At 70.8% G+C, this 21,570-nt stretch carries 17 protein-coding genes and 1 pseudogene; 12 read left to right on the top strand and 6 right to left on the bottom strand.

The features are described 5' to 3' along the window. Positions 1 to 7: 7 nt before the first annotated feature. From QIS96_RS00375 to QIS96_RS00355, 5 genes are all read left to right on the top strand, one after another. The gene (locus tag QIS96_RS00375; protein ID WP_282540258.1) at positions 8 to 508 is read left to right on the top strand and encodes a nucleotide triphosphate diphosphatase NUDT15; all 501 of its coding nucleotides are present in this window, start codon (positions 8 to 10) and stop codon (positions 506 to 508) included. Between the two features lie 111 nt (positions 509 to 619). Continuing rightward, complete coding sequence (locus QIS96_RS00370) at positions 620 to 1,483, top strand: class I SAM-dependent methyltransferase (protein ID WP_282540257.1); 864 nt, start codon at positions 620 to 622, stop codon at positions 1,481 to 1,483. A 141-nt stretch (positions 1,484 to 1,624) separates the two neighbouring features. After that, on the top strand, positions 1,625 to 2,053 hold the full coding sequence (locus QIS96_RS00365; RefSeq protein WP_282540511.1) for a protein-tyrosine phosphatase family protein: 429 nt from the start codon (positions 1,625 to 1,627) through the stop codon (positions 2,051 to 2,053). Positions 2,054 to 2,452: 399 nt separating this feature from the next. Next, positions 2,453 to 4,348: an O-aminophenol oxidase PhsA gene (phsA, locus tag QIS96_RS00360; RefSeq protein ID WP_408907088.1), complete on the top strand. Its 1,896-nt coding sequence runs from the start codon at positions 2,453 to 2,455 to the stop codon at positions 4,346 to 4,348. Between the two features lie 488 nt (positions 4,349 to 4,836). Then, a complete protein-coding gene (locus QIS96_RS00355) occupies positions 4,837 to 5,502 on the top strand; it encodes a PDZ domain-containing protein (RefSeq protein ID WP_282540256.1) in 666 nt (221 codons plus the stop codon). A gap of 39 nt (positions 5,503 to 5,541) precedes the next feature. Here the strand turns inward: QIS96_RS00355 and QIS96_RS00350 are convergent, their stop codons facing one another. Continuing rightward, positions 5,542 to 6,297 carry a phosphodiesterase gene (locus QIS96_RS00350; protein WP_282540255.1) on the bottom strand — a complete coding sequence of 252 codons (756 nt, stop codon included), beginning with the start codon at positions 6,295 to 6,297 and terminating at the stop codon, positions 5,542 to 5,544. Between the two features lie 147 nt (positions 6,298 to 6,444). Between QIS96_RS00350 and QIS96_RS00345 the strand changes: the two are divergent. Together QIS96_RS00345 and QIS96_RS00340 are read left to right on the top strand one after the other, a co-directional pair. Next, positions 6,445 to 6,822, top strand: a pseudogene (locus QIS96_RS00345) (LysE family translocator); the annotation flags it as partial. Between the two features lie 227 nt (positions 6,823 to 7,049). Continuing rightward, the gene (locus QIS96_RS00340) at positions 7,050 to 8,174 is read left to right on the top strand and encodes an aminopeptidase P family protein (protein WP_282540254.1); all 1,125 of its coding nucleotides are present in this window, start codon (positions 7,050 to 7,052) and stop codon (positions 8,172 to 8,174) included. Between the two features lie 6 nt (positions 8,175 to 8,180). Here QIS96_RS00340 and treZ read toward each other — a convergent pair whose 3' ends face one another. Both treZ and QIS96_RS00330 read right to left on the bottom strand, forming a co-directional pair. Beyond that, the gene (treZ, locus tag QIS96_RS00335) at positions 8,181 to 10,001 is read right to left on the bottom strand and encodes a malto-oligosyltrehalose trehalohydrolase (protein ID WP_282540253.1); all 1,821 of its coding nucleotides are present in this window, start codon (positions 9,999 to 10,001) and stop codon (positions 8,181 to 8,183) included. Positions 10,002 to 10,216: 215 nt separating this feature from the next. Further along, positions 10,217 to 11,119: a GNAT family N-acetyltransferase gene (locus QIS96_RS00330; protein ID WP_282540252.1), complete on the bottom strand. Its 903-nt coding sequence runs from the start codon at positions 11,117 to 11,119 to the stop codon at positions 10,217 to 10,219. Positions 11,120 to 11,496: 377 nt separating this feature from the next. Between QIS96_RS00330 and QIS96_RS00325 the strand changes: the two genes are divergently transcribed. Further along, complete coding sequence (locus QIS96_RS00325) at positions 11,497 to 12,048, top strand: DUF1707 and FHA domain-containing protein (protein WP_282540251.1); 552 nt, start codon at positions 11,497 to 11,499, stop codon at positions 12,046 to 12,048. 142 nt (positions 12,049 to 12,190) lie between these two features. Here QIS96_RS00325 and QIS96_RS00320 read toward each other — a convergent pair whose 3' ends face one another. Continuing rightward, positions 12,191 to 13,459, bottom strand: a complete 1,269-nt coding sequence (locus QIS96_RS00320) for a M14 family zinc carboxypeptidase (RefSeq protein ID WP_282540250.1) — start codon at positions 13,457 to 13,459, stop codon at positions 12,191 to 12,193. A gap of 260 nt (positions 13,460 to 13,719) precedes the next feature. Beyond that, the gene (gene lpdA / locus QIS96_RS00315; RefSeq protein WP_282540249.1) at positions 13,720 to 15,219 is read right to left on the bottom strand and encodes a dihydrolipoyl dehydrogenase; all 1,500 of its coding nucleotides are present in this window, start codon (positions 15,217 to 15,219) and stop codon (positions 13,720 to 13,722) included. Positions 15,220 to 15,340: 121 nt separating this feature from the next. Between lpdA and QIS96_RS00310 the strand changes: the two genes are divergently transcribed. From QIS96_RS00310 to QIS96_RS00295, 4 genes are all read left to right on the top strand, one after another. Continuing rightward, the gene (locus tag QIS96_RS00310) at positions 15,341 to 16,288 is read left to right on the top strand and encodes a LysR family transcriptional regulator (RefSeq protein WP_282540248.1); all 948 of its coding nucleotides are present in this window, start codon (positions 15,341 to 15,343) and stop codon (positions 16,286 to 16,288) included. A gap of 249 nt (positions 16,289 to 16,537) precedes the next feature. Further along, a complete protein-coding gene (locus tag QIS96_RS00305) occupies positions 16,538 to 17,839 on the top strand; it encodes an MFS transporter (protein WP_349017356.1) in 1,302 nt (433 codons plus the stop codon). 368 nt (positions 17,840 to 18,207) lie between these two features. Continuing rightward, positions 18,208 to 19,449 carry an SAV2148 family HEPN domain-containing protein gene (locus QIS96_RS00300; RefSeq protein WP_282540246.1) on the top strand — a complete coding sequence of 414 codons (1,242 nt, stop codon included), beginning with the start codon at positions 18,208 to 18,210 and terminating at the stop codon, positions 19,447 to 19,449. 144 nt (positions 19,450 to 19,593) lie between these two features. After that, positions 19,594 to 20,307, top strand: a complete 714-nt coding sequence (locus QIS96_RS00295; protein ID WP_282540245.1) for a 3'-5' exonuclease — start codon at positions 19,594 to 19,596, stop codon at positions 20,305 to 20,307. A 96-nt stretch (positions 20,308 to 20,403) separates the two neighbouring features. Here QIS96_RS00295 and QIS96_RS00290 read toward each other — a convergent pair whose 3' ends face one another. After that, positions 20,404 to 21,276 (bottom strand): phosphotransferase, encoded by an 873-nt coding sequence (locus tag QIS96_RS00290; protein ID WP_282540244.1) that lies wholly within the window; start codon positions 21,274 to 21,276, stop codon positions 20,404 to 20,406. Positions 21,277 to 21,570 lie beyond the last annotated feature (294 nt).

The raw sequence follows: 21,570 nt of genomic DNA, 5'->3' as shown, positions 1-21,570 counted from the left end.
GGCCGCCATGTCCCGCAGGGAACAGTCCGCGCCCGTCACCCCCGAGGCCGAGCGCGCCGAGCGGGCGTTTCCCGCACCGAACGGCGTCACAGGGGTCGGCGTGATCGTCGTCGACGATCAGGAGCGCGTCCTCCTCGGCCTCGGCCACGACGACCGCTGGGAGCTGCCGGGCGGCAAGGTCGACGCGGGTGAGAGTTTCGAGCAGACCGCGGCACGCGAACTCGCCGAAGAGACCGGCCTGTCGGTGGACCCTGACGATGTGCGGGTCGTCGCCGTACTCGTCGACCGGAAGCAGGGCGTCATCAGGCTGTCCGCCGCGGCGGTCGTGCCCGCGCAGGCCGGGGCCACCGCGAGGGTGACCGAACCGGACAAGATCGTGAGGTGGGTGTGGACCCGCCTCGACGCCCTTCCCGCCGCGCTGTTCGAGCCGTCCGCCGGGGTGCTCGCCTCCTGGCGGCAGGATCTCGACGTACCGGCGCACGACGCGCACTGCTACCGCCTGGCCTGACGCCGCGCCGGAGGCAGTCGTGCGGACTGCGGGACGGAGGCGGCCGCGTGTTCGCGCCACCTTTCCGTGTGGCCGCCCTCGCCCTCCCGCCCGTGAGTAGCTTGAGGACTCATGGACCGCGAGAAGATCACGCTGACCGGCGCCCAGGAGACGATGCTCGCCACCCTCTACGGGCGGGCCCTCGACAGCCGCTCTCCACGCTCCGTCCTGCACGACGACGCAGCGGCCCGCGCCGTCAGGCGCATCGACTACGACTTCCGCAAGACCGGAGTCAAAGGCACCAGCGCCGTGGGCGTCGCGCTCAGGGCCCGCCAACTCGACGAATGGACCCGGGAGTTCCTCGCCGAACAACGCTCCGCCACCGTGCTCCACCTGGCGTGCGGCTTGGACACGCGCGTGCACCGGATCGCGCCAGCGTCGACCGTCCGTTGGATCGATGTCGACTTCCCCGAAGTCATCGACCTGCGCCGCCGGTTGCTCAGCGAACCGGACGGCGTGGACTACCGCACGATCGGCTCCTCCGTCACGGAGGACGGCTGGCTCCAGGGGATCCCCGCGGACCGGCCGACCGTGGCTGTCTTCGAGGGCCTGTCCATGTACCTGCGCGAGGACGACGCCCTCCGGCTCATCCGGAGCATCACCGCCCGCTTCCCCAGCGGCAGCCTCCTCTTCGACGTGTACGGCACGATCGGCATCCGCCTGCAGAACCGGGTGCCGGCCGTGCGCAACGCCGGAGCGACGCTGCACTGGGGCGTCGACGACCCGAAGGCCCTCGAGTCCTGGGCGCCAGGACTCACTCTGCTCGACTCGGTGCGCAGCGTGGACGTGCCCGGACTCGACCACCTGCCTCGCTCCGGCCGTCTCGGCATGCGCCTGCTCGCCCACATCCCCGTCCTGCGCGACATCGGCCGCATCCTGCGGTACGGGTTCCGAACGCCGGCAGGGCACACGGAGCAACAGTCGCAGCAGCGTTGACAGCAGGCACAGCAGGCACAGCAGGCACAGCAGGCGCAGCGCGCACAACACGCTCAGCACTAGGGCGGTGAGTGGCGTGCGGAGCCGGGGCGTGGCATTCCGCCGCGGTCCGGCGGCGGGGCCGCATACCGTAAGCGTGTGATCGAGTTCTGGGACCCGGAAGCCCCCGGAGTGCTGCGCCTGCCCTCGGGCCGACTGGTGCGCGGGCGTGGCCTGCGGAAGCCGTTGCCCGACGGGCCGCCGCCCACCTTCGCCGTGCTGCTCCTCGGCAAGCAGCCGCCCGCGACCGCATGGGAGTCTCGCTGGCTGCGCTGGCCCGACTTCCGGCTGCCGAGCGACCGTGCCGAGGCCGCCGCGGTGTTTCGTACCGTCTGGGAGCGTGCCGCCTCCGAGCGAGTCGAGGTCGCCTGCGCGGGCGGCCGCGGCCGCACCGGCACCGCGCTCGCCTGTCTCGCCGTCCTCGACGGCGTACCGCCAGAGCAGGCCGTGGACTTCGTGCGCCGCCACTACGACCGGCATGCCGTGGAAACACCCTGGCAGCGGCGGTACGTACGCGCATTCCGTGCCTGAGGTCCTGCCTCGGTGGCCGTATTCGACGGGCCCGTCCGACCTTCCTGGTGCCTGCTCCCGGAGCGGCGTGACGGAGCACTCGGCGGTCTGAACTGCTGGCAGCGGCAGGGCAGACGGGAGTATGGGGGCAGAAGCGGAACGGCCTTGAGCGTCGATGACAGCCGTCCGGTCGTGGAGATTCCGCACCCGATTACTGGCATGTGCACAGGGTTTCAGCCGGAATGCGGGATTAACGCAACTGCCCTGTGATGTGCGGTGTCTTGTGGGGTGAGGGCGGGTCGTGAGCCGCCCGACGGGGTTCGTCGCAGAGGCGCGCGCCGGGTGTGACGTCGCGGGGCGACGTGTGCCGGTGCCGCCGGGGGAGCGGCGACGCACAGCACTCACCATGGGGGAACAGTCTTGACCGACATCATCGAGCGCTTGGCCGACCGGCTGACCGATGGACTCGACCAGGTCCAGGAGAAGGTCGCCGACGGCGAACTCGTCCCGTACATCAGCCCGTTGACCGTGCCGCCCTTGCTCCGGCCGCAGCCTGTCGACGTGCTCCAGGAGACGGCCATCACGCTGCGGCCCACCTGGGTGCGGCTGCACCCGCAGCTGCCGCCCACTCTGATGTGGGGCTACAACGGAAGCGTGCCCGGTCCCACCATTGAGGTGCGGCGCGGCAGGCGCATCCGCGTGGCTTGGACCAACCGCATTCCTGAGGGCTCCGAATACCCGGTCACAGCGGTGGAAGTGCCCGCGAGGCCGCAGGGCGAACCCCAGGCCGGCACCGAGCCCGGCCGCGGCGAGGTCGAACCGAACAAGGACGTCGCGGCCCTGCCGGCCTGGACGGTGACGCACCTGCACGGTGCACAGACCGGCGGCGGCAACGACGGCTGGGCCGACAACGCGGTGGGGTACGGGGACGCGCAGCTCTCCGAGTACCCGAACGACCACCAGGCCGTGCAGTGGTGGTACCACGACCACGCCATGAACATCACCCGCTGGAACGTCCAGGCCGGGCTGTACGGCACCTACCTGGTCCGGGACGACGAGGAGGACGCGCTTCGACTTCCGCGCGGCGAGCGGGAGATACCGCTGCTCATCGCCGACCGGAACCTCGACACCGACGAGGACGGCACCCTCAACGGCCGCATCCTGCACAAGACCGTCGTCGTCCAGGAGGAGAACCCCGAGACGGGCAAGCCCGTCTCGCTGCCCTTCACCGGCCCGTACACGACGGTCAACGGGCAGATCTGGCCGTACGCGGATGTGGACGACGCGTGGTACCGCTTCCGGCTCGTCAACGCCTCCAACGCCCGGACCTACAACCTCGTGCTGATCGACGAGGACGACAATCCCGTGCCCGGTGTGATCAAGCAGATCGGCAGCGACGGCGGGCTCCTGCCGCGCCCGGTGCCCGTCGACTTCGACGCCGCACTGCCCGTGCTGACCGTCGCGCCCGCCGAACGCTTCGATCTGCTGGTCGACTTCCGTGCCCTGGCCGGCAGGCGGCTCCGCCTCGTCGACAAGGGCCGTGAGCAGGCGCCGGGCGTGCCTGACCCGCTGAACGACGTGCGCTACCCGCAGGTCATGGAGTTCCGGGTGCGGCCGAGCGGCACATGCGACCCCTTCGAGGTGCCCGAGGTGCTCTCCGGCTCCTTCCGGCGGATCAGCCACGACATCGAGCACGGGCACCGCATGGTCGTGCTCACCCCGCCCGGCACCAAGGGCGGCGGCGGGCATCCCGAGATCTGGGAGATGGCCCAACTCGGAGAGCACGAGGCGGCGGACGTGCAGACGCCCACCGAGGGGATCATTCAGGTGCGCGATGCGGAGGGGGTGCTGAAGACCTACCGACGGATCGCGCGGACTTTCAACGACGGCCTCGGCTTCACCATCGCGGAGGGCGCCCACGAACAGTGGAGCTTCCTCAATCTGTCGGAGGTCCTGCACCCCATGCACATCCACCTCGCCGACTTCCAGGCGCTCGGCCGGGACGCCTACGACGTGTCCGGGTTCGACCTGGAGCTCGGCGGGACCCGCGCGCCCATCGCGTACGACCCCGGCACGCGGCTGCCGCTGGCGCCCAACGAGCGCGGCTGGAAAGACGTGTTCAGGGTGCCCGGCAAGCAGATGCTGCGGATCATGGGGCGCTTCGACGGCGCCTACGGGCGGTTCATGTACCACTGTCACCTCCTGGAGCATGAGGACATGGGGATGATGCGGCCGTTCGTGGTCATGCCGGAGGAGGCCCTGAAGTTCGATCACGGGGCCGGACACGGCGGACCACACGGACGGCACGCGGCTTGAGTGGACGGTCGGTCGGCCGACCGGTCCGCTGACGGGCCGGCTGGTCGGCTGATGGTGCGGTCGGGTGCGGTCGGACGCGGGGAGAGAAGCTAAGGGGAAGAGGGGGAGGGGGAGAAGCGGCGGGAGCTCGGGCAGCACTCATGTGCCTTCTGGCGCTCCCGCTCCGGCTCTCCCGTCGTCCGACTTCTGTCGTCCAGCGGGCTCTCTACCGTCACGCGGCCGACAAAGTCGAGAGGTCGCGCCCCTCGATCTGTCATGTCGACGAAGCTAACAGCCGCCACTGACAACGGACTTGGCATCGCCTCTGACCAGCGAATTCATCGCTCGGGCCGAGGTGAGCCGAGGCGGGCCGGGCCGGACCGTGGTGAGGGCGGAGGCGGGTGCGTGCCTGGATCGGCCGTAAACACCCGTCTCCGTACGGAATATGTCACTCTTTCGTGAATCGTTCCGGGGGTGGTCGTGGGGTAGAGCCTCCGCGGAGGCGAGCGATGGAAGAGACAGTGTTGCGTCCCAGGCCGATGCCCGGCCGTGCCGGCGAGTCCGTGGCAGGTGCCCGGCCCGAACCCGTCCGGCGGCGCGGCAGACGGCTGTTGAGCGCCTTGCTCGGCGTTCTCGTGGCCCTCATGCTTGTGCTCGCCGGGGTCGGCCTCGGAACCGTCGGCTCCACGGTCATCGGTATGAGCAGCCTCGCCGGCCTGAAGCAGCAGGGGCTTCAACTCGCCAGCCCGCTCGGGGAGTCGGGCAAGTCGGGCCAGGGGGCGTCGAGCGATTCCGGCCGGACGCCGAGCCAGGAACCGCAAGGCGGCCAGGAAGGGGCGGCCGCGGGCGGCACGGCATCTGCGAACAAGGAGGCGCACGCGAACGCGGCCGGGCGTGAGGCGCCGGCGCGCGCGACCCTCGGCGTGGAGGCCGTCGACCTGTCGACGGGCGGCGGCGCGCAGGTCGTCGGCGTGCACGTGCCGGGACCGGCCTACGCGGCAGGCCTGGTGCGCGGCGACGTGATCCTCGCGGTCGGCGGGGTGCGGACCGCGTCGGCCGCCGCGCTCGCCGCGAGCGTGGGCAAGGCCAGGCCCGGTGCGGCGCTCACGCTGACCGTGCGGCACCGCACCGGCGAGAGTCAGTCGCTCGTGGTCACGCCCGGGGTGGTGACGTAGCCCCGGGCGGTCACGCAGGCCGGTCGTGACCGTGGCCGCTCATCCGGCCTGCACGCTCCGGAAGTGCGTGAGCAGGCGCCCTTCGTCGTCGAGCACATGGAACGCGAGCCCCGGATCGGCCGCACGGTCCGCCACCTCGGGGCTCTCCCAGGGCAGTTGCAGGGTCCATGTCACGCCGGGCCCGACGACGAGCGGGCGGCCCGCGAAGACCGTGGCGCCCGGCGAGTGGGCATGGCCCGTGACGACTCCCTTGACCTGCGGTCGGCGGTCCAACAGGTCGGCGAGAGCGTCCGGTTGACGCAGGGGGTACGCGTCCGGAAGCGGGTGGTGCAGTGCCACCGGTGGATGGTGGAAGGCGAGCAGCGTCGGCAGTTCCGCGCCCAGATCGTCGAGGGTCGCGTCGATCCAGGCGTACGTCTCCGGGGCGAGCAGTCCGTCGTCGCGGCCCGGAATGCTGGAGTCGCACATGAGGACGGCCGCTCCGCCGATGCGGTGGACGGAGTTGACCGGCGCATCGGGGCGCTGTGCGTCGGCGAGGCCCAAGAGGGCCTTGCGGTAGCGGGCGCGCACATCGTGGTTTCCCGGGCACGTGAGCACGGGGAACGGCGCCTGGAGGATGCGTGCCGCTTCCTCGTACTCGTCCTCCGTGCCGTGGTCTGCGATGTCGCCGGTGACGAGCAGGGCGTCCACGCGCGCGTGCAGGCCCCGCAGTCGGTCCATCACCCGCTCCGCGCGTTCGGTCGCCCGCGGGGTGCCGTCGAGATGCAGGTCGCTGATCTGCGCCAGTACGAGCACGGTGGTGAGCCCTCCCCTGACCGGGCCGACGGTTGCTGCGTGGCACCGGATCCACAATCTGGCTAATGTTTTTCGCTCATCTAACCATTAGTGACGCTGGCGGAAAACCCTTGGTGTGACGGAGCCCGAGCCTTGAGCATGGGTGCCATGCTCAGCACGCTCATCGCCTTCCTCGGCGCATGCACCCTGATCGCCGCCTCTCCCGGGCCCTCCACGATCTTGATCATCAAACAGTCGCTGCAGAGCAGGCGTTCCGGCTTCCTCACGGTCCTCGGCAACGAGACCGGCGTCTTCATCTGGGGTGTTGTCGCGGCCTGCGGGCCGTCCGCGCTCCTCGCCGCCTCGCAGCTCGCGTACGACGTGATGCGCATCGTCGGCGCTGTCGTGCTCGTCGTGTTCGGCGTGCAGACCCTGTGGCAGGCCCGACGCGGAAAGGCCGCCCGCGCGGTGGATGGCTCCGCAGGGGCTCGCGACGAGGAGTGGCGGACCACGGTGCGCTCCGGCTGGGCCTCGTACAGCGGTGGTCCTGCTCCTGCTCGGCGTGCGACTGGCCTTGGAAGGGTGAGCCCGGCTGCCGAAATCCGCTGCCACGCGCGCGTAGCGGCGCGGTCCCGCACCTGCGCGGGGTGAAAGTCCACAGCACGCGCGCGTAGTGCCGGATTTCGATGGGGTCGTAGTGGCCCGCTCGCGCCGCGGCCGGGGCGCGGGCGATGATGCTGCCGGGGAGTTCCGGAAGGCTCAGGAGGCAAGCCATGACGTCCGCGCCCGTGCCGTTCACCGCCGACGACTACCGGGACCGCATGGAGCGGGCCGCCGAGGCGGCGGCCGACGCCGGTCTTGCAGGGCTCCTCGTCGCCCCCGGTCCCGACCTCGTGTGGCTCACCGGCTACCAGCCCACGGCGGCCACCGAGCGGCTCACTCTCCTCGTCCTCGCCGTAGGGCAGGACCCGACCCTCGTCGTGCCGACCCTGGAGGCGCCGGACGCCGAGCGCGCCGCCGGGGCGCCCGCGCTGACCCTGCGGGACTGGACCGACGGCAAGGACCCGTACGCCGTCACCGCGCCGCTCATGGACGTCGACGGCCGGTTCGGCATCAGCGACAACGCCTGGGCCATGCATCTGCTCGGCCTCCAGCAGGCGCTACCCGGCACCTCGTACGCCTCTCTGACCGAGGCCCTGCCGATGCTGCGGGCCGTCAAGGACGAGCATGAACTGGAGCGGCTCGCGGCGGCGGGCGCCGCGGCGGACGCCACCTACGAGGAGATCCTCAAGGTGCGCTTCTCCGGCCGCAGGGAGCTCGACGTGGCGGCCGATCTCGCCGATCTGCTGCGGCAGTTCGGACACTCGCAGGTGGACTTTACCGTGGTCGGTTCCGGTCCCAACGGCGCCAATCCGCACCATGAGGCGGGTGAGCGGACCATCGAGAACGGCGACATGGTGGTGCTGGATTTCGGCGGCCTCAAGCACGGCTACGGCTCGGACACTTCACGCACGGTCCACGTGGGCGAACCGAGCGCCGAGGAGCAGAAGGTGCACGACCTCGTCCGGGAGGCGCAGAACGCGGGCTGTGCGGCCGTGCAGCCGGGTGTCGCCTGCCAGGAGATCGACCGGGTCGCGCGCGCTGTCATCGCCGAGGCCGGATACGGCGAGTACTTCATCCACCGCACCGGCCACGGCATCGGGGTCACCACGCACGAACCGCCCTACATGATCGAGGGCGAGGAGCTACCGCTCGTGCCCGGCATGTGCTTCTCCGTGGAGCCCGGCGTGTATCTGCCGGGCCGGTTCGGCGTGCGCATCGAGGACATCGTGACCGTCACTGAGGAGGGTGGGCACCGCCTCAACAACACGGCACGCGAGTTGGCGATCGTCGAGTAGCGGTTCTCACTGCAGCGGACCGAGGACCACACACGACTCCGCGGGCAGACGGAGGATGCCGTCCGCGGCCGGCGCCTCGATGGTGTCCCACGAGGCGAGCACCCGGGCCTTGCCACCGAGGAGCGGAATGGCGGCCGGTTCCTTGGCGAGGTTGACGGCGATGCGCAGGTCACCCCGCCGGAACGCCAGCCACCGTGCCGCCTCGTCGTACGCCACTCGCACGGACGCCAAGTCCGGGTCGCACAGGTCGGACTGGCTGCGGCGGAGTGCGATGAGGGTGCGGTACCAGGCCAGCACGCGCGCGTGGTGCTCGTTTTGAGGCTCGTCCCAGTTCAGGCAGGAGCGGTTTCTGGTCTCCGGGTCCAGCGGGTCCGGAAGGCCGCGCTCCTCCCACCCCTGTGCTGTGAACTCCTTTCTGCGGCCCCGACGTACCGCTTCGGCACGGTCGGGGTCGGTGTGGTCGGTGAAGAACTGCCACGGCGTTCCGGCGGCCCACTCCTCGCCCATGAACACCATCGGCGTGCCGGGCGCTGTGAGGGTGAGTGCCGCCGCGCAGGCCAGCAGGCCCGGGGTGAGGGATGCGGAGAGGCGGTCTCCGAGGGCGCGGTTTCCGACCTGGTCGTGGCTCTGCGCGTAGCCCACGAAACGGTGCGCAGGTGTGCTCACCCGGTCCACAGGGCGGCCGTGACTGCGGCCCCGCGCGGGCGAGTAGCCGCCGTCGTGGAAGAACGCGGACGTCAACGTCTTGGCGAGCGCCTTCAGGGGCGCCGGTGCGAAGTCGGCGTAGTGGCCCTGTTCCTCGCCGGTGAGAGCGGTGTGCAAGGCGTGAGGGAAGTCGTCGTTCCACTGTGCGTGCACACCGAGTCCGCCCTCCGCGCGCGGTGCGGTGATGCGTGTGTCGCACTGGCCGGCGTCTGCGACGAGGAACAGCGGCCGCCCCAACTCCACACTCAGAGCGTCCACTTCTGCGGAGAGCTCCTCCAGGAAGTGGCACGCGCGCGTGTCGCGCAGTTTGTGCACGGCGTCGAGCCGGAGGCCGTCGGCGCGGTAGTCCCGCAGCCAGGAGAGGGCGCTGCCGACGAGGTACGAGCGCACCTCGTCGGACCCCTCGCCGTCCAGGTTGACGACGGCGTCGGCCTCGGATTCGCCGGCGAAGTAGGGCCCGTACGCGGCGAGTTCCTCCGCGGCCGGACCCAGCTGGTGATGCACGACGTCGAGGACCACGCCGAGCCCCAGCTCGTGCGCCGTGTCGATAAAGCGCTTCAGGGCGTCGGGCCCGCCGTACGGCTCGTGCACCGCCCAGGGGGAGCCGCCCTCGTACCCCCAGCCGTGCTGTCCCGGCAGGGGGTTCAGCGGCATCAGCTGGACGTGCGTCGTCCCCAACTCGGCCAGATGGCCCAGATGTTGCGCTGCGGCGTCCAGCGTGCCCTCGCGGGTGAAGGTGCCGACGTGGAGCTCGTAGAGCACTGACGCGCCCGTGAGAGGACTTCCCGGCCATGGTGTCCGCCAGGCGTGGGCTGCGTGGTCCACCACCGCGCTGAGACCGCGAGGCCCGTCGGGCTGCCGGAGCGAGCGCGGGTCGGGGAAAGCCACCGCTGCAGCGGAGCCGGAGCCGGAGCCGGAGCCGGAGCCGGGGCGGGGCCCGGAGTCGACATCGACATCGGCATGGCCGTCGAGGACGAATCCGTAGCGCGCTCCGTGCTCGGCCTCTGCCTCGACCACCCACCAGTCCCGCCGGTCCGGATCACGCTCCAACGCGTGCGTGGTGCCTTCCAGTTGGAGCGCGACCCGGTCCTGCGCCTGTGGTGCCCACACCTCGAATTGCACGGACGGACCCCCGTCTGTGTCGCCGGCCGACGTGTCCGGCCGGACGCTGTCAGTGACCTCGCCCGTCCATGGTGCTGCACCAGAGATCATTTCGCCGGTGAATCCGGCACATCGCTCCAGAACGCCAACGAGGTTGTGGGGCTGTGGATCCGTGCACTTGAAGTGACTGCGGTGCGTCTTGGGCGCGCGTGGGCTCTGTTCCGGATCGACGTGTGTCAGACCAGGTCGATGCGCATCTGCACCACTGGATATCCGGCCTTCGCGAAATTCGCTGCCATGGGGAAGTTCCCCACATCAGTTGCCGCGACGATGCGCTCCGCGCCGCGCTCGCTCAGGAAGTGCGTCGATTCCACGAGCAGGTCGTACGCGTACCCGTGGCCGCGCTGCTCCGGCACCACGCCGATGAACCCGGCTGCGAACCCCGACGGGATCCGGCACGGCAGATGCAGCCCCACCAGCTCGCCCTGCGGGGTGAAGGCCAGCTGCGGCCAGGCCTCGGGGCACCACTGGATGTACTCCAACTCCTCCCGGGCGGCTTGCTCCGCGCCGCCCTGCTCCTTGGCGCGCTGGGCGTGCGCGTCGAGCGTGTCGGAGTGGATCCGACACAGTGCGTCGAGGAGCGCTGCTTCGTCGTGCTCCTCGCGGAACTCCAGCCGTCCCGGCCGAGCCGGAAGCCCGCATTGCGGGTTCCACGTGTACCGGAGCCGTTCCACGAGCGGCCGTTTACCTGCTGCCGCGGCCGCCGAGATCCGCGCCTGGGCCGCTGTGTGGGCCTCTGGGCGCTCCCGCCAGTCCGAGGGCAGGATCAGCTCGTACTCGACGTCGAACGGCGCTTCGCGCAGCAGTGTGACGGCCGCGTCGTGCTCGCCGTCGGCGAAGTCGAACCAGTTGAGGTTCAGCGGCTCCGTGTCCTGCGGCGAGCCCCAAAAAGCGGCCCTGGCCACGACTTTGCCGTCGCGCAGCGCCACGTAGGTCCACTCGGGCAGGTAGTCGCCGCCCGAGGCCCGTGTGCGGTATTCGACGCCCATGAGGGCGCGGCCCACGAGGCCGGGATCGGCGAGGGAGTTGAACAGGTGCGCGTCAGCTTCTGTGAGCGCACGGATGACCAGATCGGTCATGGAGAGTCCTCCGGAAACGGATCGAACGGATCGATCGAACGGATCGAATGAATCGAAACGCTCCCGTTCAGACCAGGGAAGACGCCGCAGATACAGGGCGGGAGCGCAGTGGCAGGGTCGTGCACTTCATAGCTCTCGCCTCCTTTCCGCAAGCCGGGCGTCGCTGGGGACCTTATGCGCGCCGCGCGAGCCCGTCCAACACTTTTCGGTCGACGCGGCCTGCCCGACCCGACTCGGCCTGGCCGTCAAGGACGCCGGGGACGTCGAGGTCGTCAAGTCGTCAATCGGCGTACGGATCGGGTCTCGTGCTGGTCAGCCGACCGGCCAAGGTCCGGGTTTTCTGGACACTCCGGCGGCGCTGCCCGACAATCGCGAACGTGACGTCCTCCTTCGAGTTCCCCACGTATCCCGCGCGGCTCTCGGACGCCGAACGCGACAAGGCGCTGCGCGCGCTGCAGGAGGGCGTGGTCCAGGGGAGGCTCTCGCACGACACGTACGTCCGCCGTATGGAGCTCGCGCTTGTCGCGCGGCAGGCGGACCAACTGGCCGCGCTCACCGCTGATCTGCCGGCCGCGCAGGGGCGTTGGAGCGCGTTGGTGACCGGAGCGGTCGGTGCGGCATCCGCGTTCACCGTGCGGGTGCGTCGGGCCTGGCAGGCCGAGAGGCTGCCCAAGCTGCTGCTTCCCGCGCCGAGCCCCTATCCGCTGCGCATCGGCCGCGACCCGTCGAGCGGCCTGCGACTCAGCCACGACACCGTCTCGCGCGTCCATGCCGAGCTCCGCATGCAGGGCGGCCACTGGGTGCTGCGCGACCTGGGCTCCACCAACGGCACGAGTGTCAACGGGCGCCGCGTGGTCGCTGCCGCAGTGGTACGGGACGGCGACCATGTGAGCTTCGGGTCGATGACTTTCCGGCTCGCTGTGCAGTGAGTTGCGACTTACTCCAGCTTGTGGCCGGACACCGTGATGCAGCTGATGGGTTCGTGCCTGTGCTGATGATTCGTGCCTGTGCGGTGAACGTATTCGGCTCCACGCGCGCGTGCCGAACCATTTACCTTCACGCGTGTGCCGGCTAGTTCACCTTCACGCGCGCGTGCCGGGCCGCTGCGATCACGGTGCGGGACTGGTGCTCCACCTGGTGCTCCAGTGGCACCCAGCGGGCCCTGAAGTGACTCTCGAAGGCGTTGCTCCACTGGGCGACCAGCCGCTCCAGGCGGGGAGCCGCCTGGTCCTCCGCCTGATCGAGCACCTGGAGCAGCATCGCCGCCGCCCGCATCGGCAGCCGGCGGCCGAAGGCGTCGATGCTGGACACGTACGTCATGGTCGCGTCCTTCGGCGGTGGGCGCAGCCAGTCCTCAGCGAGGCCGGGGACGAGCCCCAGTGCCCAGCGCGAGGCGCGCAGCAGTGGCCCGCAACCTTCGGGCAGCGACTGCTCCTTGGCCTCTCTGAGGCCCGTCTCCTGCAGGATGACCTCCACCCGCAGGGCCTCCGTGCGCAGCCTTCTGGAGACCTTCTGGAGCGCCTCACGGGGCGCAGGGTGACGCGTCGGGTCGTCGACCAGATCGCTCGCCCACATCGGCACTTCGACGATGGCCGTGCTGCCGCCGTACCGGTGCACGTGGTGCCAGGTCGACCGCGTCACGTCCTCGGGCAGGCTCGGGAACAGCGCGTCCGTGCCGGGATCCGGCATGACGTGCACGCCAGGGCCCGATATCGGCCAGCCCGCGGCGTCGGAAGTGCTGGTCTCTATGGGGATGTGGAGCTGCGCCGCGGACTTGGCGAAGGGCTCCGCAAGGCCGGGTATGTCCTGCGTCAACTGCACCCAGCTGCCGCCCAGATCGGTGCCGTGCAGCGACACCTGAAGGTAGGGCCGCAGCTCGTCGATGACGTTCAGGAGGGCGCGGGTCTCGGGCGGCCACTCGTCGGGCGGCAGTACGGAAGGTGCCCACTCCGGCTGCTCGGGTCCCGCGGGGCGGAAGAACTGCCGGTGGTAGTCGAACAGGGAACGGGGTGCGGACGCGCGGTGCAGTGCCGCGCCGTCGGGGTCGGCGCAGAGCAGGAAGTGCCAGCTGGTGCCGGACCGCAACTGCGGTTCGTGCACCGCGCGTCGAGCCAGATGCAGGGCTGTCGGACCGCCCACCGGTTCGTTGGAATGCGCGCCTGCGACGACCAGGACACGCTGTTCCGCCCGCCCCACCGACAGCAGGTGCAGCGGGCGTCCCGCGCGCGAGGTGCCGATCCGTCGCAACTCGCAGAGGTCGGGCCGCTCGGCTGCCAAGTTCCGTGCGGACAGGACGAGTTCCGCCACACTGGGGTAGTGCTGCTCCGTCAGGTGACTCACCCCCGTATGGTCCGCCCGGCGTGCGCATCCGCAGTACCCCACGGGCTGGAGCCCCTGTCAAGGCATCGGCGCCACTGTGCGTATGCGGATGGAAGCGCTCCGCTATGCGGACGGTGCAGGATTGCGGCGGCTTTGCGGTCAACTGCCTTATTTGGCGTGTCGTTTGAGTGACGGATCAAGGGCACATCGTCCCCCCCCCAGAGAGGGCTCGGCGGACCTCGCGTCAGCCCGCCTGCCCGCTCAACTGCCTGCCCGCCCCGCTACTGCTGGTGGAGTCCGCGCCCGGCGAGCGTCAGGAAGGCCTCGCCCACGGCCTCGGACAGCGTGGGGTGTGCGTGTACGTGCCGGGCCACATCGGCCGGTTCGGCGTCCCAGCCGACGATCAGCTGGCTCTCCGAGATCATCTCGGACACGTGCGGGCCCACCAGGTGGACGCCCCGCACCTGGCCGCCGCCCGCGTCAGCGACGACCTTCACCAGGCCGCCCTGCCCATGCACCATGCCCTTGGCGACAGCCGTCAACGGCAGCGTGTTCACCTCCACTTCGTGGCCACGCGCGCGTGCCTCGGCCTCGCTCAGCCCCACAGCGGCGGTCTGCGGCGACGAGTATGTGACCCGTGGCACCGCCGCGTAGTCCACCTGCTGCGAGCTCAGACCGGCCAGCGTCTCGGCCACCAACAGGCCTTCGGCGAACGACGCGTGAGCCAGTCCGAGCGACGGCGGCGGCAACAGATCGCCGACGACGTGGATGCCCTGCACGGCGGTCTCCAGGCGTTTCCAGTCCGCCGGGGGCACGAAGCCCCTCTCGTCCGCCACGAGGCCGGCAGCGGGCAGGTCGAGGCCGTCCGTGACCGGGGCGCGGCCCACCGCGACCAGGAGCCGCTCGGCCGTCAGCGTGCGGGTCTCGCCGCGCGAGGTGCGCACCGTGACGCGGACGCCCTCGTCGAGCAGCGTGGCGTCAGTCATGCGCGCGCCGGTCTGCACGTCGATGCCCCGCTTCTTGAGGCCGCGCGTCAAGTGCCGTGAGACGTCGACGTCCTCCAGCGGAACGATCCGCTCCGCCGCCTCGACCAATGTGACGGCAGCCCCCATCGAGCGGTGGAACGAGGCGTACTCGACCCCGATCGCGCCGCCGCCGAGCACCACGACGGACCTTGGCAGGCCGGGCGCGAACAGTGCGTCGTCGCTGGTGACCACGCGGCGCCCGTCGGGTTCGAGACCGGGCAGGGTACGCGGTCGCGAACCCGTCGCGAGGACGATCCCGCGCCGCGCGGTGAACTCCCCGTGTCCGTCGACCTGCACCGAACGCCGCCCGGTGAGACGGGCACTACCGCGGATCACCCGCACACGCGCGTGCGCCAGATGTGCCTCTACGCCCTTGTGGTTGCGGGTGACGATGTCGTCGCGGGTCGCCACGAGCGCCGGCCAGTCCACGGAATCGAGCGTGGCCTTCACGCCCCACCGCTCCCGCGCCTCGGCGATCCCGTCGACCAGCTCGGCCGCGTGCAGCATCGCCTTGCTCGGGATGCAGCCGCGGTGCAGGCAGGTGCCGCCGACCTTGTCCCGCTCGGCGAGCACCACGGTCAGGCCCAGGTGGGCCGCACGCAGAGCAGTCGAGTAGCCGCCGGTGCCGCCGCCGATCACGATGACGTCGACCGCCTTGCCCGGGTCCGCATCGACACCAGTAGAGGCGGTTTCCGCAGCAGTGAAATCCGGTGCTGCAGGCCGGAGTTCGAGGTGGGTCCCCTGTGCTGTGTTCATGATCCTCACCCTCCTGCCGGACCTTGCCATCAGTCCAAGGCAATGTTCTTGTGGGTCCGATGCATGACCTTTATGGGAGCCGGTTCCCCCCGACCTCCCACAGCGGGGGAGTGGGGCTGCGGTGAGTCTGCGACAGATGGAGTACTTCCTGGCCGTCGTCGAGGAAACGTCCTTCACGCGCGCGGCGGAGGCGCTGCACGTCACGCAGCCCGCGCTGTCCCACCAGATCAAAGCCCTGGAGAAGAGCGTCGGCGGACCGCTCCTGGAACGCATGTCGCGCGGTGTGCGGCTGACCCCCATGGGGCGCGCTTTCCTGCCGCACGCCGAACTCGCCGTGCGCAGCTCCGAACAGGCCCGGCGCGCCGCGCGCGCAGCCTCCGGCGCCGAGGGCGGTGAACTGCACGTGGCGGCCGTCCACGCGGTCGCTGTGGGCGTTCTGCCGGACGCCTTCGCGCACTGGCGCCGCACCCACCCCGGAGTGCAGTTGCTGCTCCACGAGTACGGCACGACGGAGGCCCTGGAGGAGCAGGTCGAGCGGGGCGTGGCCGACCTCGCGGTGGGCCCGCCGCCGCAGTTCTGGACCGGCTCGGTGACCCCCGTGGGCGAGGAGGAGATCGTCCTCGCCGTGCCCTTCGACGACGACCTGGCGGGCCGTACGAGCGTGCGCCTCGACGAGCTCTCCGGGCGGCCCTGGGTGCGGTGCGCGATGGAGCCCGTCGTCCAGGGGCAGCGATTCCTCGACTGGGCCTGCGGGCAGGCGGGCTTCGCACCCCGTACCGCGGTGTGGACCGAGCACACGTCCACGGCGGTGCGTATGGCGGCTGCCGGAGTGGGCATCGCCACGGCACCCGCACATGTCGTGCGAGGCGCGGTCGGTGAGGACTGTGTGGTGCTCTCCGTGGAGCCGCCCTGGAAGCGCATGTTGACGGTCTTCGCGCGCGTGGAGCCGACGGGCGCGGCCGCCGCCTTCGTCCGCGTGCTGCAGGAGGTTCTGCCGCCCTACGATCCGCCCGCACCGCCCGCACAGCGGCGATACGGACAGCCTCCCAAGGCGTACGAGGACTGCTGAGGGCCACGTGCCTGGCGGGCACCCGCAGCTGTCCCGAAGCAGGGGAGCCCGCAGCGGCCCCGAAACACGGACACTGCGCCGGTGCTCCACCGTCATGCGAACCTACGTACCGGACCGCTCCGCTTTCGTGCCTTCACCGCATGCGGGCGCTCCTGACCGGGGGGATAGCTTCGAACGATGCCGCAGGGGACGCCGGACCAGAGCACGTGCCGAGATGCCGCTCCCGGGACGTTGCAGACGTACCGGGAGGTGATCGCACTCTCGGGCGCGCTGCTTCCGTTGATCTCCTTCCTGGGGCGGCTGCCCACGGCGATCATCCAGATGGGCAGCGTCCTGATGGTCACCCGGACCAGCGGCTCACTCGCCACGGGCGGAATGGTGGCCTGTGCGCTGGCCCTCGGACAGGTGGCCATGGGGCCGTTCGTCGGCCGCCTCGCGGACCGCCATGGCCAGCGTCGCGTAGTGCTGGTTTTCGCACTGCTCAACGCAGTTGCGATCGGTGCCTTCACGGCGAGCGCCCTGCTGGGTGCGGTCACGCCGCTGCTGGTTCTCCTGGGGGCGCTGGCAGGCGCCTCGGTTCCCGGCATCGGGCCGCTGGCGCGGGCCCGCGTGGTGGCGCTCGCGCGCCGCAGACGGGCCGACGACCGGCTCGCCGACGCCGTGATGTCGCTGGAGAGCACCATGGACGAGGTGTCCTTCGTGCTCGGACCCGCCGCTGTGGGGCTCGCGGCGGTCGTCGGCCACCCGGCCTACGCGATGCTCCTCGCGGCGTTCCTCGTGGCCGTCTGCGGCACCGGATTCGCTCTGCACCCGACCGCTCGAACCCTGGAGCCGGCGCACGCGGACCAGCAGGGCAAGGGGAGCCGAGAACAGCCACGCGCGCGTGCGGCGGAGGAACGCGCACGCGCGCGTGGTGCACGACGGCGTATGCCGCGTCAGGTGTACGTGGTGCGAGTGGGACTGGTGCTTCTGGGAGTGCTGCTCGGTGGCTGCGGCGCCGGAATCACCGCCCTCACAGAGGAGTTGGGGCGCCCGGACCAGGCAGGGCTCGTGTATGCCGCGATGGGCGTCATGAGCGCGGTCGTCGGTCTCTCCATGGTCGCGTTGCCCGACCGCATCGGCCTCCTGCTGCGCTGGCGCGTCGCAACGGCCACAGCGGCGCTGCTTTCGCTCCCTCTCGTGTGGACGGAATCGCTGGCCGGCCTCTACTTCGTAGTGACGGTTTTCGGCGCTGTCTTCGCGCCCAACCTGATCACCGGATTCGGCCTCACCGAACGGGCCGTTCCGCGTGAACGGCTGGCGGAAGGCATGACATTCGCATCGAGCGCCTTCGTGGGCGGCCAAGCCGTCACACTCGCCGTCGCCGGCCGTCTCGCCGAGTCGTACGGTCCCGCCGCCGCGTTCGCCGTCGGCAGCACGGCGGCGGCACTGGCCTTCGTCGTCGCCCTCGCCACGCGGCCGGGGCAGGGCGGAGGCGCAGACCAGGACACCGACCCCGGCGCAGCGCCGGACCGGGCCGTACTCGGCGTCCCCAGCGAACAGACGGCCTGAACGCCCCGACTGCAGCGCCGAGTTCCGCATCCGGGGCACAGCCGAGCGCTCAAGCCCCCGAACGCCCGGGTCAACACAGGGTTCCACCGCATCCCCGGGGCGAGGACCAGGAACCGATGCCGGCGCATCGGCAGGGGGTCTCGCCGCCCCGTGGGAGGTGACCGCTATGAATCCGCTCACTTCGACAGCCCTCGAGGGCCAGAACGCCCCTGTGACGCAAGGAGGTTGAGAAAGGAGCCTGTGCATCCGGCTGCACCGCCGACCGCTCCCGGAGTACCCTTCCTTGATCGTTGAACCGGGTCTCGACCAAGACTCCGGACCATGATCCCGAACGGGGTCCCAAGGGGGGAGCGGAAGGCGGTGCGCGGGTGAGCTCGGGCGGTCTTGAGCTGCCTCCTGGCGACGAGGGTCGCGAGGGAGGCGCCGGCGACGCCCCGCCCTCTACGGTCTCCCTGGCGCGCCCGATGGACACGGCCGCACAAATAGGGCCGGAACTGGACTGGGGTGCGGACGCCTGGCACGAGGTGCGCACACGCGCGCAGCGCGCCGGCCGCGCCTACATCTGGCTGAACCTCGTCGAGCAGCGGCTGCGAGCCGTCGTCTCCGCCGTGGTCCGGCCCGTGTACGAGCCAGTCCACGGCGACGACTGGGTGGTGGCCGCCGCAGGCCCCGCCGGCCAGGAATGGGTGCAGCGCGCCGTCGCCGTACGCGAAGTCAGCCGCCGCAAGGGGTACTTGCTGGACCCGGCCGACGACAACGTCCTCAGCTTCCTGACCCTGCCGCAGCTGCGCGAGCTGATGGTGCAGCATTGGCCCTGTTTCGAGCCGTACTTCGACGACCGTCGTGACGTCGAACTCGCCCTGGACGAGCTGGAGGTCGCGCGGAACGTCGTCTCCCGTAACCGCGCCCTCTCGGAGACAGTCCTCGCGCAGGCGGAGCGGGCCTCGGCGCGACTCCTGGAGATCCTCGGCGCCGACTCGGACGTGCCCTCCGCGCGCCGCCTGCCCGTGGACGCGGTCGAGGACATAGTCGGCGACCGGTACGCGGACGTGGTGGGCGTGCACCCGGACCGGGTGCGGCTGCTGCGCCAGTTCCCGGCGGAGGACATCTTCGGCGGGGCGCGGCGCCTCGACGCGATCGGGATAGGCCTGAACCTCCTGGCCCAGAACTTCTCCGGCCGCCGCCTCGTGCGGCTCGCGGAGACCGGCAGCCGCATAAGGCTGCTCTTCCTCAACCCGGCGAGCAGCGCGGTCAAGCGCCGCGAACGTGAACTCGGCATCAAACGCGGTGAGTTGAGCCGCTCGGTCGAGATGAACATCCTGCACATGCGACGGGTGCGGGCCCGCCTCCGGGACCCGGGCGCCTTCCAGATCCACGTATTCGACGAAACGCCGCGATTCACCGCTTACCTGGTCGACAGTGACGGTTCGGACGGCGTGGCCGTCGTCCAGTCCTACCTGCGGCGCACCCGCGGCATGGAAGCGCCCGTGCTCGTGCTGCGCGGTGGCGGTCGCGTGGTCAAGGCCGGCGGGAGCGGCGAGCACGGACTCTTCGAGACGTACCGCGAGGAGTTCGAGTCCGTCTGGGCGGACTCGCGGCCCGTCTCCTGAAGTCCCGACCACCGCGAGGTATCGGTCCTCTTCTTTGACGAACCGCAGGTCAGCGGGCGAAGCGGAACGCGCCGGTCGGATTGTCAGTGGCGCATGGCATCGTGAAACGCACATGGGGGAGAGCACCACGAAGGAGGGCCACGGATGGGCTGGCACCAGGAGCTGCTGATCGGCTTCGACCTGGAGACCACGGGCACGGACCCGCGCGAGGCGCGGATCGTCACGGGCGCGTTGATCGAGGTCAAGGACGGGGAGCCGATCGGACGCCGGGAATGGCTGGCCGATCCGGGCGTGCCGATACCGCAGGAGGCCGTGGACGTCCACGGCATCAGCAACGAACGCGCCAGGGCGGAGGGCCGCCCGGCCGACCAGGTGGCCGACGAACTCGCCCGCACCCTGACCGGTTACTGGCAGTCGGGCGTCCCGGTGGTGGCGTACAACGCGGCGTTCGACCTGACCCTGCTCTCCGCGGAGCTGCATCGGCACGGACTGCCGTCCCTGAGTGAGCGCCTCGGCGGGATCGCACCGGCGCCGGTGATCGACCCGTACACCATCGACCGCTCTGTCGATCGGTACCGGAGGGGGAAGAGGAACCTGGAGGCGGTCTGCTCCGTGTACGGAGTCCGGCTCGACTCCGCGCACGACGCCACCGCCGACGCCCTCGCCGCAGCCCGCCTCGCCTCGGCCATAGCCGTCAGGCACCCGAAGGTCGGCAGCCTCGGCCCGGCCGATCTGCACCGCCGCCAGGTCGAGTGGTACGCGGAATGGGCTGCCGACTTCCAGAAGTTCCTGCGCGGCAAGGGAGACGAGACCGCGGTGATCGACGGGATCTGGCCGCTGCGGGATATATCGGGCTGAACCGGCGCGCGGGCAGGGGCGAGCCGACACCACAGAGCCGAATCGAAGAACCGAATCGAAGAAACGAACCGCAGAGCCGTGACTCTGAGCCCGAACTCAGAAGGGATACCAGCGCACTTCAGGGTCCCCGTCCCGCAACGAGGCGACCCGCCTGCGGAATTCGGCCAGGGCCTTCGGGTTGGTCGGCGCGTGCTGTGACACCCAGGCGCAGCTCGCGGTCTCCCGCGCCCCGCGCAACACCGCGCAGCCGTCCCACTCGCGTACGTCCCAGCCGTAGGTCGTGACGAACGCGTCGTAGGACTCGGGGGGAAGGCCGTAGCGGTCGCGGGAGAGGGCCATGACCACCAGGTCGTGCTCGCGCAGATCGGCCGAGAACGTCTCCAGGTCCACCAGGACCGGCCCGTCAGGACCGACATGGACGTTGCGGGGCAGGGCGTCGCCGTGGATCGGGCCCGGCGGCAGATGGGGGGTGAGCGCCGCGGCCGCAGCGGCGAAGCCGTCCCTGCGCTCACGCAGATAGTCGGCGTCGGCCTGCGCGATCGCATCACCCGCGAGGCGCAGCCAGCGCTCGACGCCGCCGAGCAGTTCACGGCGCGGCAGTTCCACAGGAGGGGAGGGAAGAGCGTGCACCAGGCGGAGCAGCCCGGCCAGGTCCGCCGGCTCAGCCGGCCGCAGCGCGGGGCCGAGGCGCTGCCACAACGTCACCGGATGGCCGTCGACGAGCCGCGGTTCGGGCTCGGCGGCGCGCACGGCGGGCACCTCGCACTCCTCCAGCCAACGCGCGACGCCCAGTTCGCGTCGGGCGCGGTCGAGGAGCTCCGGGGCCGCCCGGCCGACCTTCACCACCAGGTCCCCGGCGGCGAACACCGCGTTCTCGCCCAGGGCGAGGAGTTCTGCGTCGCCCGGGGCCGCGCCGACGCCCGCCACCCCGGCTTCGGCCAGCACGTCCCGCGCTCGTGCCTCGTCCATGTCCTGCCTCCTGCACCGCGCTGCGCACGACGTGCGGCGCACGCGAACCGGAGTCCCGCGTACCGCCACCGAGCCCGTCGAGCACCTCGCCGACCACTGTGTACGCCGCCCAGTCTTGCAGCTGTCGCGGGCGCGTTCGCACTGGCCACAAGGCATGCACAGACGCTTGACGTGCTCACGCGCCGTCAGCACGATGACGGTGACTGCCTGGGACAGGTCACGGCGCGCAGCGCATCCATGGAAGGGCGGTGGCGGGAGACGCACAGTCCACCCCCAGAGCGACCGCCACATCAA

Origin of the sequence: Streptomyces cavernicola (assembly GCF_029968035.1) — a bacterium.
Classification (GTDB): Bacteria; Actinomycetota; Actinomycetes; order Streptomycetales; family Streptomycetaceae; genus Streptomyces; species Streptomyces cavernicola.
Note: the sequence above shows the minus strand (reverse complement) of the source record. Positions and strands in the feature narration are given on the sequence as shown.

Bases quoted from the DNA above. Each gene is read 5' to 3' on its own strand.
- QIS96_RS00355 (WP_282540256.1), top strand. From the start codon at position 4,837: ATGGAAGAGACAGTGTTGCGTCCCAGGCCGATGCCCGGCCGTGCCGGC.
- QIS96_RS00295 (WP_282540245.1), top strand. From the start codon at position 19,594: ATGGGCTGGCACCAGGAGCTGCTGATCGGCTTCGACCTGGAGACCACG.
- QIS96_RS00290 (WP_282540244.1), bottom strand. From the start codon at position 21,276: ATGGACGAGGCACGAGCGCGGGACGTGCTGGCCGAAGCCGGGGTGGCG.
- QIS96_RS00340 (WP_282540254.1), top strand. From the start codon at position 7,050: ATGACGTCCGCGCCCGTGCCGTTCACCGCCGACGACTACCGGGACCGC.
- QIS96_RS00370 (WP_282540257.1), top strand. From the start codon at position 620: ATGGACCGCGAGAAGATCACGCTGACCGGCGCCCAGGAGACGATGCTC.
- QIS96_RS00330 (WP_282540252.1), bottom strand. From the start codon at position 11,119: ATGACCGATCTGGTCATCCGTGCGCTCACAGAAGCTGACGCGCACCTG.
- QIS96_RS00375 (WP_282540258.1), top strand. From the start codon at position 8: ATGTCCCGCAGGGAACAGTCCGCGCCCGTCACCCCCGAGGCCGAGCGC.
- lpdA (WP_282540249.1), bottom strand. From the start codon at position 15,219: ATGAACACAGCACAGGGGACCCACCTCGAACTCCGGCCTGCAGCACCG.